The organism is Heyndrickxia sp. FSL W8-0423 (assembly GCF_038009395.1).
In the GTDB taxonomy this organism is placed as follows: domain Bacteria; phylum Bacillota; class Bacilli; order Bacillales; family Bacillaceae_C; genus Heyndrickxia; species Heyndrickxia sporothermodurans.
In genome coordinates this window covers 2356231-2373773 of sequence record NZ_JBBPBE010000001.1, presented here as the reverse complement: position 1 = coordinate 2373773, position 17543 = coordinate 2356231, and the positions used below count along the sequence as shown (strand labels likewise).

The 17543-nt window shown below is 35.0% G+C and carries 18 protein-coding genes and 2 riboswitches; of the genes, 1 reads left to right on the top strand and 17 read right to left on the bottom strand.

Annotated elements, in window-relative coordinates:
* The first annotated feature begins 65 nt into the window (after positions 1–65).
* A complete protein-coding gene (locus MKY81_RS12080; RefSeq protein WP_107919977.1) occupies positions 66–257 on the top strand; it encodes an alpha/beta-type small acid-soluble spore protein in 192 nt (63 codons plus the stop codon).
* 38 nt (positions 258–295) lie between these two features.
* Here the strand turns inward: MKY81_RS12080 and MKY81_RS12075 are convergent, their stop codons facing one another.
* The 17 genes from MKY81_RS12075 to MKY81_RS11995 all read right to left on the bottom strand — a co-directional run bounded on the left by MKY81_RS12075 (position 296) and on the right by MKY81_RS11995 (position 17470).
* A complete protein-coding gene (locus MKY81_RS12075; RefSeq protein WP_107919976.1) occupies positions 296–1411 on the bottom strand; it encodes an anti-sigma factor domain-containing protein in 1116 nt (371 codons plus the stop codon).
* Positions 1408–2142: an RNA polymerase sigma-I factor gene (gene sigI / locus MKY81_RS12070; protein ID WP_107919975.1), complete on the bottom strand. Its 735-nt coding sequence runs from the start codon at positions 2140–2142 to the stop codon at positions 1408–1410. The genes MKY81_RS12075 and sigI overlap by 4 nt, the downstream gene beginning before the upstream one ends.
* A gap of 195 nt (positions 2143–2337) precedes the next feature.
* Positions 2338–3111, bottom strand: coding sequence for a TerC family protein (locus tag MKY81_RS12065; RefSeq protein WP_107919974.1), 774 nt, complete (start codon positions 3109–3111; stop codon positions 2338–2340).
* Between the two features lie 24 nt (positions 3112–3135).
* A riboswitch (yybP-ykoY riboswitch) is annotated at positions 3136–3329 on the bottom strand.
* A gap of 72 nt (positions 3330–3401) precedes the next feature.
* Complete coding sequence (locus MKY81_RS12060; protein WP_107919978.1) at positions 3402–3872, bottom strand: hypothetical protein; 471 nt, start codon at positions 3870–3872, stop codon at positions 3402–3404.
* Between the two features lie 7 nt (positions 3873–3879).
* Positions 3880–4029, bottom strand: coding sequence for a hypothetical protein (locus tag MKY81_RS12055; protein WP_165797718.1), 150 nt, complete (start codon positions 4027–4029; stop codon positions 3880–3882).
* 114 nt (positions 4030–4143) lie between these two features.
* On the bottom strand, positions 4144–4830 hold the full coding sequence (locus MKY81_RS12050) for an ECF transporter S component (protein WP_108072960.1): 687 nt from the start codon (positions 4828–4830) through the stop codon (positions 4144–4146).
* Positions 4812–6464, bottom strand: coding sequence for an ABC transporter ATP-binding protein (locus MKY81_RS12045; RefSeq protein WP_107982061.1), 1653 nt, complete (start codon positions 6462–6464; stop codon positions 4812–4814). The genes MKY81_RS12050 and MKY81_RS12045 overlap by 19 nt, the downstream gene beginning before the upstream one ends.
* Positions 6437–7369 (bottom strand): CbiQ family ECF transporter T component, encoded by a 933-nt coding sequence (locus MKY81_RS12040; protein ID WP_066227900.1) that lies wholly within the window; start codon positions 7367–7369, stop codon positions 6437–6439. The genes MKY81_RS12045 and MKY81_RS12040 overlap by 28 nt, the downstream gene beginning before the upstream one ends.
* Positions 7320–8126, bottom strand: a complete 807-nt coding sequence (locus MKY81_RS12035; RefSeq protein WP_341117900.1) for a DUF4430 domain-containing protein — start codon at positions 8124–8126, stop codon at positions 7320–7322. Before MKY81_RS12035 ends, MKY81_RS12040 begins: the two co-directional genes overlap by 50 nt.
* A 12-nt stretch (positions 8127–8138) precedes the next feature.
* Positions 8139–8714 carry a class D sortase gene (locus MKY81_RS12030; RefSeq protein ID WP_066227910.1) on the bottom strand — a complete coding sequence of 192 codons (576 nt, stop codon included), beginning with the start codon at positions 8712–8714 and terminating at the stop codon, positions 8139–8141.
* Positions 8715–8720: 6 nt separating this feature from the next.
* Positions 8721–10640 carry a DUF4430 domain-containing protein gene (locus MKY81_RS12025; protein WP_341117899.1) on the bottom strand — a complete coding sequence of 640 codons (1920 nt, stop codon included), beginning with the start codon at positions 10638–10640 and terminating at the stop codon, positions 8721–8723.
* Between the two features lie 118 nt (positions 10641–10758).
* A riboswitch (cobalamin riboswitch) is annotated at positions 10759–10953 on the bottom strand.
* 88 nt (positions 10954–11041) lie between these two features.
* Positions 11042–12436, bottom strand: a complete 1395-nt coding sequence (nhaC, locus tag MKY81_RS12020; RefSeq protein WP_341117898.1) for a Na+/H+ antiporter NhaC — start codon at positions 12434–12436, stop codon at positions 11042–11044.
* Between the two features lie 349 nt (positions 12437–12785).
* Positions 12786–14354 carry a peptide chain release factor 3 gene (locus MKY81_RS12015; RefSeq protein ID WP_107919966.1) on the bottom strand — a complete coding sequence of 523 codons (1569 nt, stop codon included), beginning with the start codon at positions 14352–14354 and terminating at the stop codon, positions 12786–12788.
* Positions 14355–14440: 86 nt separating this feature from the next.
* A complete protein-coding gene (locus MKY81_RS12010; RefSeq protein ID WP_066227922.1) occupies positions 14441–14680 on the bottom strand; it encodes a YueH family protein in 240 nt (79 codons plus the stop codon).
* Positions 14681–14797: 117 nt separating this feature from the next.
* A complete protein-coding gene (locus MKY81_RS12005) occupies positions 14798–15829 on the bottom strand; it encodes a DmpA family aminopeptidase (protein ID WP_341117897.1) in 1032 nt (343 codons plus the stop codon).
* Between the two features lie 15 nt (positions 15830–15844).
* Entirely contained in the window at positions 15845–16345 is a 501-nt protein-coding gene (locus tag MKY81_RS12000) for a type I restriction-modification system subunit M N-terminal domain-containing protein (protein WP_108072951.1), read from the bottom strand.
* Between the two features lie 69 nt (positions 16346–16414).
* Complete coding sequence (locus tag MKY81_RS11995) at positions 16415–17470, bottom strand: M42 family metallopeptidase (protein ID WP_341117896.1); 1056 nt, start codon at positions 17468–17470, stop codon at positions 16415–16417.
* Positions 17471–17543: the final 73 nt, after the last annotated feature.

The window sequence follows — 17543 nt, the reverse complement described above, 5'->3', positions numbered from 1 at the left end:
CCGCATTTATTAAACATAATAGTAATACAAGATTTTTATTAATTTTTGAAAGGGGTATTTAAAAAATGGCAAGAAGCAGCAATAAATTACTAATCCCAGGAGTAGAACAATATTTAGATCAAGTGAAATATGAAATTGCCCAAGAATTTGGAGTCAATCTTGGTTCAGATACCGTTTCACGTGCAAATGGATCGGTAGGCGGAGAAATTACAAAACGTCTTGTTAAACAAGCTCAGTCCGAACTTTCCGGTAAATAAAATAAATTAAAAATAAAGAGTAATCCGCTTTCAAGGACTTACTCTTTATTTTTGTGATTTTTCCCATGAATATTATGTTTAGGTTTATGATTGCTTCTTTCAATTTTATATTTATGCTTATTTCTCGGTTTATGTCTGTCTTTAGCGGTATGATGCGGATCAAATTTACCTTTTCTATACTTTTCTCTATGTTTCCAGTGACTTTTTTCATAGTCCTTATGTAAGTAGTCTTTTTTTAAGTCTGAATGAATATCTTTTTTTCGGTTATTTACTTTTTCCCGATTCTTTATTTTGTAATCTTTATGATGCCTGATCACATTATTAAAGCGTTTAGAATGATTTTCTTTTTTTGTTTTTTTAACAGGAGAAGCACTCATTTTTGTTGCAGGCAACTTATCTATTTTCTTATTCGTATGTTTATTTGGAGTTATTTTAATCCCATTTTCAATTTTTTTAATTTGAGTTTCTTTTTTAATTGAATTTTGGTCATCTATTGATTTATTTTTTCTTTTTTTCTCTACAATGAATTTACCAGGAGAAATACCTTTTTCACGTGCAGTTTTTCTTTCTTTTATAGATCCTTTTACGACTTCAATTTTAGCTTCTATCTTTTTAGCGGCGGTTTGAACTTCTTGAATTTTTTGATCAAGTAAATCATCCTTTGATTGTTCTTCTTTGTTTATTATAGAAGCTATGACAATGTTCTGTTTTTGTTTTATGTAGCCCATTGTAATACATGTATCCATAATTGTTTTAGCAACATTGGCAAAAGATTGATCTTTATCAAATTTAGTAGATGTTAATACCTTCTCGCCTATCTCATTATACGCATTCGTTCGAATGACATGGAAATTTTTATCTAATACAAACTCGATACTTGGATTCATATCCATCGTCACATAAGCATATGCCGAATCTTTTTCAAATGGATTTAAAAGCATCAAACCTATTATAAATATAGCAACTAGTGCGGACGCGCACGACAATAAAGTATATTTGCTCCGCCTCGCAAGTTTTCTTTCATCTGTTTCAAAATAAATTTCTTCCCCGATATCGTATGTATTTTCTGTTTTCTTACCTTTAATAAATTCCCCTTCAGGAGTCAGCATGACCAAGTGCTTACTCTTTATTTCTAATATGACACCCTTTTTCATTGTGATAACCGCCCTTTTACGTACTCCCTTAAATAAACAAAATCCAATGAAATAATTAAAGCGATGGCAATAATATATTTTCGATTACGTTCTAATGTTTTCCGACTGACATTCACTTTGCTTTCGAGCATTTTAATTGGTAATCTTTTTTTATCGTTCAAATAATGTAGAAGCTCTGGATCATTAACCAATGTTTTGGCAACTTGTATCGCATTTATTCTAGCATCTTCATGTTTAGGTGAATGTTTTATCAAATCCTTAAATTTTAATCCAAACGTCTGCAAAAGATTGGCAAATCGATTAATTTCGTCTTTTCTCTTTTCGTTATCTATGTTTCGATTATACTCCTCAACAGATAATGTATTTTCAAAAGTCAGAGAGCTTTCATCCTCATTTATCCCTCCATCGAAGCTTAAATCTTTATATTTATTGTTACTTCTAAGATAATCAATCACTCTTCTTTTAATAATGACTTCTGCAAAAGATAAAAGAGAAGCACCTTTACTTTCATCAAACTTAAGTATCGAGTCATGGAAGGCAATGAGTCCAATGCTAAATTCATCATCACTATCATTAATATAGTGCTTACATACTGAAGAAACAGTCTTCTTGATGAATGGCTGGTAGTCTTGAAGTAATTGATTTAATATATTTTCATCACCATGTTGGGCCAATAGAGCCATTTCTTCTAATGATATTTGTTTCCGATCTTGCACTAAACAATTTAGCATGAAAAATTCACCTCATTATCCACTAATTATAGCATGGAAGAGGTGCGTAATAAGTTTTCTATCTATTTACAAATTTGTTTCACCATACATTTCGAAAATCAACTTCGTTTTTTTGAGGGTTTCTAACAGAACAAAAAGAAAAACTATTGGAAATTAATAACATATTAATCCAACAGTTTTTCTTTTTTCCTTAGCTTATGCACTTTGTCTAATTTGTTGTTGATCTTTTTTACGTGATACTAAGTAGCCGCTTACGGCAATTCCTATGAGTACTACCCAGAAAATAAGCTTCCATGCAAGTGATTCTGGAAAATGTTTATCTAAAACATTCACACTTGGATGCGCCAACGTAAATACTGCTAATTTAACTCCTACCCAACCGACAATTAAAAATGCTGCCGTTTCAAGACTAGGGTATTTTTGTAATAGATTAACAAACCATTTTGCGGCAAAACGTATGATGACTAAACCAATAATGCCTCCGAGCAGCATGACTAAAAACTGCCCACCATCAATGCCGCCAATTTTCGTCCAACCAGTTGGTTTCAACGTTACAGCTAGAGCAACAGCTGCTAACATTGAATCAATTGCAAAAGCAATATCAGCAATCTCTACTTTTAAAACAGTCATCCAGAAAGAAGGCTCTTTCTTTTTACTATCTTTATTTTTAATATTTGTTTTACCGGTTTTGTGTTTAACAATATGGTGTGTCGCAATATAAAGCAAATATACTGCTCCTATTGCTTGAATTTGCCATACATTTACTAATAATGAAATTAAGAATAATGCCGTAAACCGAAACACAAATGCTCCAAAAAGGCCATAAAACAAAGCTTTTTTTTGTTTTTTTTCAGGCAAGTGTTTAACCATCACAGCCATAACTACCGCATTATCTGCGGCTAGGATTCCTTCAAGTCCAATTAAAATTAATAGTACCCAGCCATATTCTAATAACATTGAAACGTCCATATAAGATTCTCCCCTTTTTAATTTAATGAAGTGTGACGAAAAACCCTATAAAGACAAAAAGACCTCTGCCTATTATAGGCAAAGGTCTTGCTAGACATTATTCATGTCAACAAAGCCGATGGATTTTACACCCATGTAATGACGACTTTGTTTTAAATGTTTAAGTCACAAATTATCGTGTCTTAAATCATTTAACGCTACTCCCCTTTGACATTCGTCAAAAGCTATTTAATTATATTTAAAGTATATGGGAGTTTGCGCTAAATTACAACTCTAAATTTCTGAAAAAATTAATAGTTTTCCTTTTTCGTCCATAAAATGATATAGCGAATGATAAAACCTATGAATAAACCCGGAATTAAGAAAATCATTGGTAGAAAGATAGGACCGATAAAAATACTTTTTACCGTTACAATTGGCGAATACATTAGTCCAATTGTAACAAAATAAGCGCCAAATGCAAATGGGAGGTAATCATATTTTTTTGGATTTTCCCGTGTCACTTTATAAGCATCCCACATTGCAAACATATACAAACAAGGGTAAAACATTAACCACTGATAGTCAATAATATTAGCGGCTTCGGATGTTTTTCCCAAAAAACTTAGCATAATACCTTTATTAAAATGGCTTTTAACATTTATTATAAATTCAAGTCCTACGAATAATATCCCTTTAATATAGGAGCCGGATAATAATTGTGAAAATCCTGGTAAAGCAACACTCCACAGAATAGCTTCTAATGGTTCGTTTTTTTTCATATTACTTTTAGGAAAATTCAGTAGTTTTTGTATCATTAAGCACAGGGGTAAATTCCTCTTCCATCTCATAGGTAGTCATTCTTTCAGGAAAGCTATCGCTTAAATAACCAATCCAAAAACTTGAAAAATCCAACTCTCTCCAGTCATTTTTTCCCATAATTTTTCCTCCTATCATAACCATATAATTACCAAATAGCGAATAATTATTCTTATTGAAAGAAACAAATAAAGAAAATAATGTTCTTAGGAGCGGAGCTTTTTATAAATGAATTTAACGATCCAGAAGCCCATATTTTTTTTTAAATCGAAGGAGTATTTTAATCCACGCTTTACCAAAAACAGCGAGAAAAAAAACATTCGAAATCGCATGAGCTAGATCAAAGTATAAACTTGTACCAAAGGAAGCAAGAATATGTGAAATCGTAATTTGGTCCATATTCCCCACAAAAAACCATATATTCATAACCCAACCAAATAATATTCCTGAAATAAACCCAAATATGTATCTCCCAATTGACCATTTCATAAATTTTGTGTGGCGCAATAGACCTGCTGCAAGGCCAATCATTCCCCAAGAATACATTTGCCATGGGGTCCAAGGACCTTGGCCTAGAAAAAGATTTGAAACTAGCGCAGCTAATGCGCCAACAACAAAACCACTTTCAGCACCTAAGGCTAAACCTGTAATAATAATGACAAATGTCGTTGGCTGAACACTAGGAATGGATGCAAATGGAACTCTTGATACAGCAGCAATCGCTGAAAGTACAGCGAGTAAGACAAGCTCTCTTCCCGATACTTTTCTTCGTTCAAATCGAATAACGAATGGTAAAAACGTTAGCATGACGAATAAAACGCTAACAAGCATAAAATGATGCTGAATAAAAAGTGTTACGAGAATAAGCATGATTGACAGCATTAACGCAGAGCTCAGTAATATTACTTGATGACGCGCCATTTTGTTCTTGCCTCCTCCACTGTCAAAACATTTGGAGCACTGCTTCCTCTAATCATTCGATTAATTGTTGTCGTATAAAAAGTATTTCCCGAAAAAAAACTATGTACAGGTGCGGTTACAGTTATGTTTCCTTGGAATAACATTGCACATCTTGTCGCATACTGCGCGGCAAATTCGATATCATGGGTAATTAATACAATTGTCACCCCTTTTTCCCTTAAACGAACTAATAACTCTCCAAATCGTTTTTTTGCATCGGGATCCAAACCTTTTGTCGGTTCGTCGATTAACAGTACTTTTGGATTAGTCAGCAATACACCAGCAAGTGCTGCTTTTTGTAATTCTCCACCGCTCAAATCATATGGATGTCTATTTGCTAGGCTGGCTAATTGAAACCATTCAAGAAGTTCCTTCGCTCTCGTTTTTCCTTCATTTAGTTTATGCTGTTTAATAATTTCATCAAGTTCAGCTTCCAATGTGTCGTGTAAAAAGAATAATTTAGGGTTTTGCGGTAAATATCCAATATTTAAAGGATCGTGTTTTTTCATTCTTTTCCCTTTATAAAGAATCGATCCCCCTTGGGGCTTTTCTATTCCCGCCATGATTTTTAAAAGGGTAGACTTTCCTGTCCCGTTTGCACCAACAATCGCCAGTGCCTCTCCCTCAAAGACCGAAAGAGACGTACGATCCAGTATTTTTCGTTGATCTTTAGTATATTGAAAATCAATATTTTTCATTTGCAATAAAGGCGTACCTTCAGGAATTTCTTCTTTACTATTCGTTCGTACCTCTTCAATATTAAGTTGTTTTACCCACAGTTTTCCTTCTTTAACTGTAAGAGGAAGCTCTCTTTCTTGGATATTTAATGAATGCTCCAAATACAAAATGGCGGGACTAGGTAAGTATGAGTACAGTTTATTTTCAGCATTATTACCAATCCTTAGTGAAACATTGCGAGGTGTACTATCAAAAATGACTTTTCCTTGCTCGAGTATTATTGCTCGATCGGCCAGTGCAAATAATTCTTCTAAGCGATGTTCAGCAATAATAACAGTAATTCCAAATTCCTCGTTCATACGATGCAGCATTCCGATAAATTCCTTAGCCGCAACTGGATCCAATTGGGCTGTTGGTTCATCAAGCAATAATATCCTTGGCTCTAATAGGAGGATTGAAGCTAAATTGACAAGTTGCTTTTGACCACCTGAAATCTCATATGTCTTTTTTTCCAACAGATCATCTAAGCCAAAAAAGTGGACCATCTCAGCTACTTTTTTCCTCATATATTCAGTCGAAAAACCGATATTTTCCATTCCAAATATTAATTCTTCCATTACTTGATCCATCACTAATTGATTTTCCGGATCTTGAAAGACCATACCGAGCTCTCTTGCCGCTACTTCAGAATCTAATTGAAAGATTGGTTGGTCATTATAGTAAATATCACCGGAAACTTTCCCATGGGGAGACACTTCCTTTTTTAATAAACGCAGGAGGGTAGATTTTCCACTTCCAGATGCTCCACATAAGACAATGAAGTCGCCTTCATTTACATAAAATGACACATTGTCCAGTGCGGGACTTCGTTCTTCCGGATAATGAAAACTTATATTTTTCGCTTCCAATAATGCCATCTTAATGCCTCCCTGCCTTCTATTATCAGTGGAAAACTAATGTACAACATAAATATTATAAGGAAAAACCACTCTCTACCGATTAATCTTACAGTTTCCAAAATAGGATTAATCGCTAGAACATTATCACCTAGATACCATCCGAAAATTGAAATGCTTCCTAGTATGACAATAAATCCTAAAGCTAGCCAATCTTTGCTATGCATTTGATACGGTGTATACCGGCTTCTTTTTTTCACCCCGTACCCTCTTGCAATCATCGAATCTGCTGTTTGGATCGCTTCTTCTAATGACCAAGTTAACAAAATTTGAACTAGTTGAACACCATTTTTTGCGCGTAATTTTAAAGGACCTTCCGCTACAGATAGACCCCTTCCTTTTTGAACCTGTTGAATTTCCTGCAGTCTTCGTTTTAACAACGGAACAAATCGCATAGCTAACATAGCTAGTAATGCCCATTGTGGTAGCCATTTTGAAAATAAAAAAAGAAATTTATTCGCTGTTATCACAAGATTATAAGAAGCGAATAATATCATTAAGCATAATAGTGAAAGTGAAAAAATAACCCCTTGAATAACCGCTTCAAGCATGATCGGATTTTGTCCAAGATAAAATAAGATATATGTACCACGATGATTAATAAGAGGATTAATGATTATAAAGAACATTGAAACAAAGAGTAGCATTTTCCACCATTGTCTAATTGCTTTTCCCCTATCTAAACTAATATTTACACCAATGAGAATGATTGCTCCAACAAACAAAAACACTGGATGCTTTGAAAGCATAACCAGTGCCGCAGCCCCGATGTAGTAAAGAAAACATACGAAAGGATGAAACGATCGGAATCCCCTATTATTTTTTACTATAGTCTGTCGTATAGATCCACTCAATTCGATCACCATTCTTTACAGTTACTACTCCAGCACTACGATTTAATAATACGCCATTTTTTTTAACTGTCCAACCGCTCATTGGACCTAAATCAAATTCAAAAAGGTTCGCTATCCCTTGCACATAGGCGGTCGCTCCGCTTCCAGTCACACTTATAGGTATTCCCTTTTCTTTAAGGATTTTTCTCGTTGCTGTGAGCATTGTATCCCCGTTATTTATAACTACTTTTGTTTGCGAAAGAATCGTTCCAGTTTTTTTATCCCCTACAATACTTATCTGAACACTTGATAGTGGGGTTGCCGCCTTTTTCTGATGATTATTTTGCTGTTTTACCGTTTCTTTCGGTTGAGACGTTTGTTTTTTTGTTTGTTTTCTTGTTTCCTTTTTCGTTTCTTTGGTCTTATTCTCTATTGAAGCTTGTTTTCTTTCAGAAGATTTTGGCTTCTTTTCAGTAGTAGTTTTACTACTATTTATGTTACTATCTCTATTCGTTTTACTCACATTTTGGTTATTCGTTTTTTCTTCTTTCTTATTACTGCTTTCATTCGTAGTTGATTTAGACGTTTGCACTTCTTGCTTTTTTTCTCTTTCATCACTACTATTGTCCGCTTCCTTTTGTAAACCATTTTCGTTTGTATTACTTGCTGTAATGTTAGTTGCTTTGCTATCTTCCGTTATAGGTTTTACTTCATCCTTTTGACATCCTGCGATCAAAAAAATAGTCAAAGATGCAAGTAGCAAAACGGCGAAAGATTTCAACAGTTTCATTCAATCCATCTCCTATGTTGTTTTTGGATAAGCATAAATAATATACCTATTCGGCGCGTTCCCAATAAAATGAAAAGGATAACAAGTTGTGAGTACAAGCTCTTCTTTAGGTGCTGTTGAATGGATGATTGTTCGATCTTCTGCATCTACTACCTTTGTCCGTTCCACTATATACGTAAAAGTTTTTCCTTGATAAGTAACAATCAGTGGATCTCCTTCTTTCAACTCACCAAAACGTCTAAATACAGTATCACGATGACCAGAAAGAACAATTTGGTCATTTCCCCCAGGAAGTGCCGATTTACTAAAATGACCGACTCCCTTTTTAAGCTGTTCGTCAGTCGTTCCTTCTACAATTGGAAGCTCTGCATTCAATGTTGGAACTTCTAATATCCCTAATACATGTTTATCGACAGATTGAGTAGTTCTATTAATTCCGGGTTTTTCTAAAAATTTTATTGGCGTGAGTTCCCTAGCCTGCTGAAGAGCCAGCACTTGCGAGTGTTGGCTCTTCAAAATTTTCCAGCCACTGAAAAACACACAAAATAGACCCGCTATCAATAGAATCAGTGCTGAAATTTTTTTCATTTTATATCATACTCTCTTTTTGCGGGCATTTACATACAATACACCGCCTAAAATAATTAAGATCACACCAAAAATAAGAATATTGTACGTATTTGTTGCTGTATTTGGTAATCGTTCACCTTTAGTTGTTTTTTCCGACTGCTGATTCGTATCTTTCGGTAGATTATCGTTGGTTGTTTTTGGCTTTTCATTTGGTTTTTCATTTGGTTTTTCATTTGGCTTTTCATTTGGTTTATTAGATGATTGACTTCCTGCAAATTGATAAATCGAGCCTTTGCCATCTAAATAATCATTGTAAGCCGTTAACCCTAATAATGCTTGTACTGTTGCAATAATGTTAGATTCATTGTCAGTTATAATATGTGCAAATCCGCCATCTTTTTGTTTAAAAGAAAGTAAATGCTGAACTAGATTTACCCCTGATTTTGTAAACTGTTTCCCATTCGGGTCAACGCCAATGGCCGTTAAACCAATTATCACTTGTGATGTTGTTTCACTGGCATCCCCACCATTAATAGCGCTGCTAAAGCCTCCATTTTTATCCTGTTTGCTCGATATCCATTCCACTGCACTGTCAATAGCGGATTTTACCTTTTCTTGACTTTTATATGGAGATAGCGCAGCAAGTGCCATCGCCGTAATATCTACACTTGGACTATCGCCATATAGTGGCCAACCACCATCTTTTAACTGATTTTTAAGCAGGTAATCGAGTAATTTTTCTCTAGTCCATTCGGCATCAGTCGGAACCTTATACTTACCACTATCTAGCGCTAATAAAGCATAAATAATTCCATTCGTACCTTGATTGGTCATTCGTTCATTCTCATATATTTTCTTAATTAGGTTGTACCCAGCGAAATTAGATGCATCTTTTCCCGCAGCTGTAATACCAATAGCTAATCTTTCATAATCAGTTACGTTACGAAAAGTTCCGTCATTTTCTTTAAGTAAGTTTTCAATATTTTTCAAATAGGAATCTGGTACAGTATGACCGGATTTTTTCAATCCAACAATCTCAAATTCATTGCTTCCGCCATTTTTTAATATATAGTTGGCCGTTGATTTAAGCAGTGCTTCTACTTGTTTCTTTGAAATTTTTGTTTGTGTATCATCTATTTTCCCATCTGAATTATTGCTATTATCAGGATTTTCATTTTTATCATTTGTATCGGTAGGAGGTTCAGTTCCAACTACATTTAATTGAATTTTATCTTTATCCTTAATTTCATAAGAGGATAAACCAACTTCCATAGGTTTTCCGTTAAGAGAAATTGACCAATAATCACCTTCAGCAAGTTTCGTATTGCCAATATTATTTACATAACCAAAGAAACTCGAATCGACCGTAGTTTTAAGTTCAATTTTTTTTGTCTTTGCTGCAAGTTTTAATGCTGCATAGGCACTCGTACCTTCAACAACTTCAACCTCTGTTTCAGGTAAAACTTCCTTTTTATTTTTATCTTTAGCAGTAATTTTTGCTTTTATTGTTTTAGCCGGATAACTAACTACTTTTAATAAAAGATCATCACCATTTTGGACCGTATAACTCGATGCCCCTACTTGTGATTCACTACCATTAATATAAAAACTCCAATAAAAACCGCCATTTTCATATTTCGGTTCCGAATCACCAATCTTTACGATTTGTTCACCGAAATTCGGATCAACTTTCGTTTGAAAATCTACCTTTTTCTGTTTAGCTAATTCCTTTAAAACAGTGATTGCTTTTTCATCCTTATTTAACTTAACAACAGATGTAGAAATAATCGGTTTCCCATCTTTATCCAATACTGTGACCATTGCTGCGTTATTTAACGTTGCAGCTGACGCCCTTTGCCCGCCGAATAGTGTCCACTGCAATGAAAGAAGTAGCACTGCGGTCAAAATAGCAAGTATTCGCCTCTGAAAAATCCTTTGTTTCACATGTTTCCCCCCCAATTAAAATAAATAAAAAAACATCTCCGAAGTGGAGATGCGTGGTTTGACTGAGGAATGTGAAAAAATACCCTCAAGTTCAACACCACCCTATCCACGTAGGTTGTTCGGTGTAAAAAAATAGGCAGGTCTCCTGGCTCATGCTCAACACCCCTTAAAACCTTCCCATCCGCAGATAGTGGTATTGCTTAAGGAGCTCCCATTTACAGTGGCGGGACCGCGCCGGAATTTCACCGGACTTCCCTTTTAATGATCGATAGAAGAAATTACAATTAATTCTTCCTATCTATCAACCTATTTTTCTCACTATTCATTTAATACATAATTCACTATATCTATATATTCAAAGTGTGTCAAGATATGGAACATTATGATAACATTTCAATCATTTATGCAATCAATTTACTTTTATTTACTGTTATTGTTTTTCCAGTCCAACCAAAGACGATTGTTAACAATGGTGACAATAAGCAAAAAAAGGAAAATGGTAAATAGTCCATTGTAGAAACCCCAAGTACATTCGTTAAAAATACTCCACACACACTCCAAGGAACTAATGGATTTACAACTGTTCCAGCATCCTCTAAAACTCTTGATAGATTTTTGTTTGCAAGTCCCAATTTTTCAAATAGTTTTTGAAATGCTTCTCCCGTTAGAATAATAGATAAATATTGTTCTCCAATTAAAATATTTACCCCAATAGCTGTAAATGCAGCTGCTGTGATGACTGATCCAATTTTGTTTAATACTTTTGCTAAAGCCTTTAATAAAACCGGAATAATTTCTAAAGTAAACAATAATCCACCCATACTTAACGCAAGTATGACAAGTGAAACGGTAAACATCATACTATTCATTCCGCCTCTTGTTAACAAACTATCTATTGCTTCATTGCCCGTTTTCGAAACGTAACCATTAAAAAGAATTTGGAAAAGTTCTTGTCCACTTGGTATATGATGAAAAAGTGAAAGAATAATGGCAAGCAGTGAATTTAATGCTAATGTTAAAAATGCTGATATTTTTTTATAAGCGAAAATTGCGAGTACAACTACCGGAATGAGGCTATACCAATGTACTAAATTGGTTTGTATTAGTGCTTCTTGAATACTAGTTAACTTATTTAAGTTCGCTGCCGATACACTCGGTGAACATACGGCATAAATGATAAAACTTATAATAAATGCTGGTACAGTAGTCCATGCCATATTTCGAATATGCTCAAATAAATCGACGCTCATCATTGTTGATGCGATGTTCGTCGTATCGGATAATGGTGACATTTTATCTCCAAAAAAAGCTCCTGAAACAATTGCTCCCGCTGTTAACGCTAATGACGCATCAAGGGCGGAGGCAATTCCAATAAAGGCAACACCGAGAGTCGCTGAAGTTGTTAACGAGCTGCCGATCGCCATTCCCACAATAGCCGTAACAACGAAAACAATCGCATAGAAGAAATGAACAGTTACAATTTTAAAGCCAACAAAAACTAAAGTTGGAATTGTCCCACTTAGCATCCATGCAGCAATCAAAATTCCAATTAAGAAAAAAAGAAATACAGCGGATAGACCTGATTTCGCTCCATTTACCATCCCTTCTTCAAGAATTTTAAACGGCACTTTCTTCATTAGGCCATAGGATATAAGCATTAAAATTGATAATAAAATAGGGATATGAGGTGCAGCAGAATATTTCATTAAACTAATACTCATTAATCCTACAATAATCATTATAAGAATTATTGCCTCTATAACGGATGGCGAATGAGCTTTTTTATGATTTAACATGTTGATTACCTCCTCGATTTTAATAGAAAGAGCCTCTTCATCCCTAAAAAAGGGACGAAGAGGCTCTCCGCGGTACCACCCTATTTAATGACCGAAATCATTCACTCTTTTATCCAAAATGTTTAGCAACGGTGTATTTCATATCTATTGCTGCCTGAATTTTCAGCTCCCATTCAGTCTCTTCTTGCTGCATTCAATAGAATTACTTATGTCCGTTTTCTGGATCATCATTATTGACTTTTACACTTAGATGCTTTCAAGTAATAAAGTATTTGAATATAATATACCATGAAATTCGAATTAATCAAGAGTTAATTTTTTGGACAGGCTGTTACACCTGTCCCATTCATTATTCCATCGGATTTGTTAGCCGAATATCCGGATTTTTATCTTGGAACCATCTAAGTGCAAAATCATTTTCAAATAAAAATAATGGTTTATCGAAACGATCTTTTACTAAAAGGCTCCTTGAGCTTGAAAGTGATTCGTTTACTTGATCCTCATCAATCCAGCGAGCGATTTTCGATCCGATTGGCTCCATAATAACATCTGAATTATATTCATTTTTCATACGATGAACGAATACTTCAAATTGCAATTGCCCAACGGCACCTAGAATATAATCTTCCATTCGATACGTTTTATATAACTGGATTGCACCTTCTTGAACGAGCTGATGAACCCCTTTATGAAAATGTTTTTGTTTCATAACGTTTTTTGCAGATACTTTGACAAAAAGTTCAGGTGTAAATTGTGGAAGCTTTTCATAATTAATTAGTTGTTTTCCAGATGTGATTGTATCTCCAATTTGGTAAGTTCCCGTATCATACAACCCGATAATATCTCCACTTACCGCGGTGTTTACTGTACTTCGATCATCTGCAAGAAATTGGGTTGATTGCGATAATTTCATCGATTTACCTGTTCTTGATAAAGTGACATTCATTCCACGGTCAAATTGTCCTGAGCAAATCCGTACGAAGGCAATGCGATCACGGTGTGCAGGATTCATATTCGCCTGAATTTTAAAGACAAACCCAGAAAAGTTTTCATCAGTAGGATCGATGACCCCTGCATCTGAATTTCTCGGTTGCGGTGATGGTGCAAATTGCAGATACGTTTCAAGAAAGGTTTGGACCCCAAAGTTTGTTAAAGCACTTCCGAAAAATACAGGCGTTAAAGTCCCATTGGCAATTCGTTCATTTGAGAATTCATTACCTGCTTCATTTAATAATAAAATTTCTTCAAGGGCTTGTTCATAAAGACCAGATTGTTTAATTGGTGAGTCTCCGTCAATTTCTCCCTCTTCATTAAGTGGAATAAATCGTTCGTTCTCTTCAACACGAAACTGTTCAATTCTATTATGGAAACGGTCATATATCCCGAGAAATTCTTTCCCCATTCCGATTGGCCAATTCATCGGATACGATTCAATTCCCAATACTTCTTCTAATTCTGCTAATAACTCTAAAGGGGTTTTCCCTTGTCTATCCAACTTATTAATAAAGGTGAAAATCGGAATTCCTCTCATCCGACAAACTTTAAACAATTTCAGTGTTTGCTCTTCAATCCCTTTTGCGGCATCAATAATCATTACTGCACTGTCAACCGCCATTAATGTACGATACGTATCTTCACTAAAATCTTGGTGTCCGGGAGTATCGAGTATATTAACCCTTTTTCCATCATATTCGAATTGCATAACAGAAGATGTTACTGAAATTCCCCGTTGCTTTTCAATTTCCATCCAGTCTGAAGTTGCAAATTTTCCTGATTTTTTCCCTTTAACCGTACCAGCTGCACGGATTGCGCCGCCAAAAAGAAGTAATTGTTCGGTTAATGTTGTTTTCCCAGCATCCGGGTGGGAAATTATCGCAAAGGTTCGTCTTGATAAAACCTCGTCTTTCAAAGAAGTCATGTTGTAAAATCCTTTCGTTTGTAGATTCAAAATTTATATTCTATGAAATGTTTATGTTTTTACATTGGAATCACCTGTTTACCTTTCTACATTTCTCTTGTCCATTGATTAATTCGATGTGCTAAAGCAATTGCATCTTCATCAGTCAATTTCACCTTAAGTGAATCAATTAATTTCTCCAATAACTTCTCACCAAAGTCATCATATGTATAAGTTGTAGACCATTCTATTGCAGGAATAGCAACAACAAAATATTCATCTTTTTTGTTTTCATATATGAATAAGTTCATTTCTTTATCATTGAACATCGTTTTACGAATTTTCATTTCCTGTCCTCCAGTCACATTATATTATAAGGGAAAAGTGTCCGAGAAAAAAACAAATTATCCAATTTGCAAAAAAAAATAGAAGGAACAAACTACGGTCCCTTCTTTACTTCTTATTTACATAGCACCAATTGGAACTGTTTCACCGATTCGTCCTTTTCTTCCCGTTGTCATTTCCGCTTGGGTTAATGAATTTAGTATAGCTTCCTCTGTTGCTTCTGCTGCCGCCTGGAAAAGAAGATTCATGATCGGATGATCATCTCGTAATATTTTTCTCTGTTCAATCGCTTCCTTGGTATCGTGAGGAATCTTTTCAGCGTTAGAAAATGCGATGACAACATCACCGCTCCCATTATGAATATGACTCCCAGTTCTACTCAATCCAACAATACATCTTTTTGCCAATCTCTTTAATTGCCGATCGGAAAGAGGGGCATCCGTTGCTAAAACCATCATAATCGATCCATCCGGTCGCTCGGTATGGTCTTCTTCTACTGATTTCGCATAACGGAACTCATCTTTTTTTCCAAAGTTGCTTTGAACTAACATTCCTACTGTAAATGTTAATTTCTCAAATGAAATCATTCGGGATGAGCTTCCAATTCCACCTTTATACCCAAAACACATCGTTCCTGTACCAGCACCGACAGCTCCTTCATCCGCTTGATTGCTAGTTGCATTTTGAATTGCTTCAATCGCATGTTCCGGCTTTACCGCAAGGAGTCGAGCGGAGTTTAAATAACTATCATTACACTCACCCACCACAATATTAATTGAACTTGTCGTATCTCCGATTTTCGGATTCTCTTGTAGCATATACTGAAGTGTGCCTTGTAAAACTGGACCCACACTAAAAGTATTTGTTAACATAATGGGAGATTCAAGACATCCAAGTTCTTCAATTTGAACTAGACCTGTCGTTTTTCCAAAACCGTTTGCCACATACGATGCAGCTGAAACTTTTTCCGAAAATAAGTTTCCATCATGCGGTAAAATCGCCGTTACACCTGTTCGAATACATTCATCATTTAAATCTTCCATTAAGGTAATATGCCCTACCTGCACGCCTTTAACGTCCGTTATGCAATTGTTCATACCTGTCGGAAGGATTCCTACTTTAATTCCAATTTCACGTGCCTTCATTTTCATTCCCCCATCCTACGTTCATGCCTGTAATAACATCAATGACTTCGATGATATTTCGTTTTCCTGACTCCAATTATAAATAATCCTATACATTTCTTTTATATTTTCAGACGAAAAGTTATAAAAATCTATTAACTCTACTAATCGTAAAATTTGTTCAGTAGAGATAGATACTCGTTTAGTATTGAACAATGGAATATCTATATCATTTTTTTCTACTATATCGTTAATGGCATGATAAATATCGGAACTAGCCTCTTGTTGGAGTCTAGTTAAATTGTGCCATCGAGCCGATTTCGGTATGTAAAAACCTTTAAAATATTCCGGCTCTTCGATTAGTCCATCTACTTCTTTACTGCAAATACCTCTTACCAAAAAATCTTCTCTTATCTCCCGTCTTTCTTTTTCAAATTGATCATTAATTATTTTTAATACAAGTAAGTCTTGCACAATAAATAAATGCTTTCCTTGCATTATTTCTTTGCATTTGAAAAGTAGCTGTTCAAACGATATAGACATAAAGTCCCCCCTTTCGGCTATATAAAAAGAACCTTAATTTATCCTATGAAAATTAAGGCTCTAAAAAACTTATTGTGGAACGATGTCTGATTGTACATAGGCAAATAGTAATTGCTCTGTGTTGCGGATGGATGATTCATGCGTGCGTTCAAATGCGTGAGAAGATTCAATTCCAGGCCCAACAAGACCATGAACGATATCAAATCCAGCACGAATAGCGGCTGAAGCATCAGAGCCGTAGAATGGATAAATATCCACTTTATATTCAATATTGTTTTCCTTCGCTAAGTTGACTAAATGTTTACGTAAACCATAATGATATGGACCGCTAGAATCTTTTGCACAGATAGAAACAGTATATTCATCAGAGGACTGGCCGTCACCAAGAGCGCCCATATCGACCGCTAAATATTCGACGGTTTCTGGGGTAATATTCGAATTTCCTCCATAGCCAATCTCTTCATTATTAGAAATTAGAAAATGTGTTGTGTATGGTAGTTCAACATTATTTTCTTTAATGAATTTAATTAGTCGTAAAAGAATCGCAGCACTTGCTTTATCATCAAGATGACGAGATTTAATGTATCCTGATTCCGTAATTTCCACACGTGGTTCAAATGAAACAAAATCTCCTTCTTCAATACCAAGTGCACGTACATCTTGTTCATTTAATACTTTTTCATCAATACGAACTTCAATATTATCCTCATTACGCTCTGCCTTTCCTGCGTCTTTATACACATGAACGGATTGCTGATGCATAAGAATTGTTCCTGTATATACTTTTCCTGAAGAAGTTTCAATTTTACAATATTCCCCTTCAACGGAATTCCAACGGAAACCACCGATCATCGTTAACTTTAAGCGGCCATTGGCTTTTACTTCCTTTACCATTGCACCTAATGTATCTACATGCGCAGTTAACATACGATGTTGTTTCGTGTTTTTCCCTGGTAATGTGATAATAAGTCCGCCTTTACGATTTCTATACATTTCAACATTTGAATCTTTTAAATATTGCTCACAAAAGTCGATCACTTTTTTTGTATTTCCCGATGGACTTGGAATCGAAACGAGTTGTTTAATTAACTCCATTGTTTCTTTAGCATTGCCATATGTATTCATGAAAGATCTCTCCTATTTTCAATTTCACCCTTCTATTATATTAGAATATTTTGAAATACAATAGTCATACGCG

What these genes read in the sequence shown, in the direction of transcription:
- MKY81_RS12050 (WP_108072960.1), bottom strand. Translation starts at nt 4,830, where the DNA reads ATGGCGCGTCATCAAGTAATATTACTGAGCTCTGCGTTAATGCTGTCA.
- MKY81_RS11995 (WP_341117896.1), bottom strand. Translation starts at nt 17,470, where the DNA reads ATGAATACATATGGCAATGCTAAAGAAACAATGGAGTTAATTAAACAA.
- MKY81_RS12075 (WP_107919976.1), bottom strand. Translation starts at nt 1,411, where the DNA reads ATGAAAAAGGGTGTCATATTAGAAATAAAGAGTAAGCACTTGGTCATG.
- MKY81_RS12040 (WP_066227900.1), bottom strand. Translation starts at nt 7,369, where the DNA reads ATGGTGATCGAATTGAGTGGATCTATACGACAGACTATAGTAAAAAAT.
- MKY81_RS12015 (WP_107919966.1), bottom strand. Translation starts at nt 14,354, where the DNA reads ATGACTTCTTTGAAAGACGAGGTTTTATCAAGACGAACCTTTGCGATA.
- MKY81_RS12000 (WP_108072951.1), bottom strand. Translation starts at nt 16,345, where the DNA reads ATGTCTATATCGTTTGAACAGCTACTTTTCAAATGCAAAGAAATAATG.
- MKY81_RS12055 (WP_165797718.1), bottom strand. Translation starts at nt 4,029, where the DNA reads ATGGGAAAAAATGACTGGAGAGAGTTGGATTTTTCAAGTTTTTGGATT.
- MKY81_RS12030 (WP_066227910.1), bottom strand. Translation starts at nt 8,714, where the DNA reads ATGAAAAAAATTTCAGCACTGATTCTATTGATAGCGGGTCTATTTTGT.
- nhaC (WP_341117898.1), bottom strand. Translation starts at nt 12,436, where the DNA reads ATGTTAAATCATAAAAAAGCTCATTCGCCATCCGTTATAGAGGCAATA.
- MKY81_RS12080 (WP_107919977.1), top strand. Translation starts at nt 66, where the DNA reads ATGGCAAGAAGCAGCAATAAATTACTAATCCCAGGAGTAGAACAATAT.
- MKY81_RS12065 (WP_107919974.1), bottom strand. Translation starts at nt 3,111, where the DNA reads ATGGACGTTTCAATGTTATTAGAATATGGCTGGGTACTATTAATTTTA.
- MKY81_RS12005 (WP_341117897.1), bottom strand. Translation starts at nt 15,829, where the DNA reads ATGAAAATGAAGGCACGTGAAATTGGAATTAAAGTAGGAATCCTTCCG.
- MKY81_RS12060 (WP_107919978.1), bottom strand. Translation starts at nt 3,872, where the DNA reads ATGAAAAAAAACGAACCATTAGAAGCTATTCTGTGGAGTGTTGCTTTA.
- MKY81_RS12045 (WP_107982061.1), bottom strand. Translation starts at nt 6,464, where the DNA reads ATGGCATTATTGGAAGCGAAAAATATAAGTTTTCATTATCCGGAAGAA.
- MKY81_RS12010 (WP_066227922.1), bottom strand. Translation starts at nt 14,680, where the DNA reads ATGAAAATTCGTAAAACGATGTTCAATGATAAAGAAATGAACTTATTC.
- sigI (WP_107919975.1), bottom strand. Translation starts at nt 2,142, where the DNA reads ATGCTAAATTGTTTAGTGCAAGATCGGAAACAAATATCATTAGAAGAA.
- MKY81_RS12035 (WP_341117900.1), bottom strand. Translation starts at nt 8,126, where the DNA reads ATGAAACTGTTGAAATCTTTCGCCGTTTTGCTACTTGCATCTTTGACT.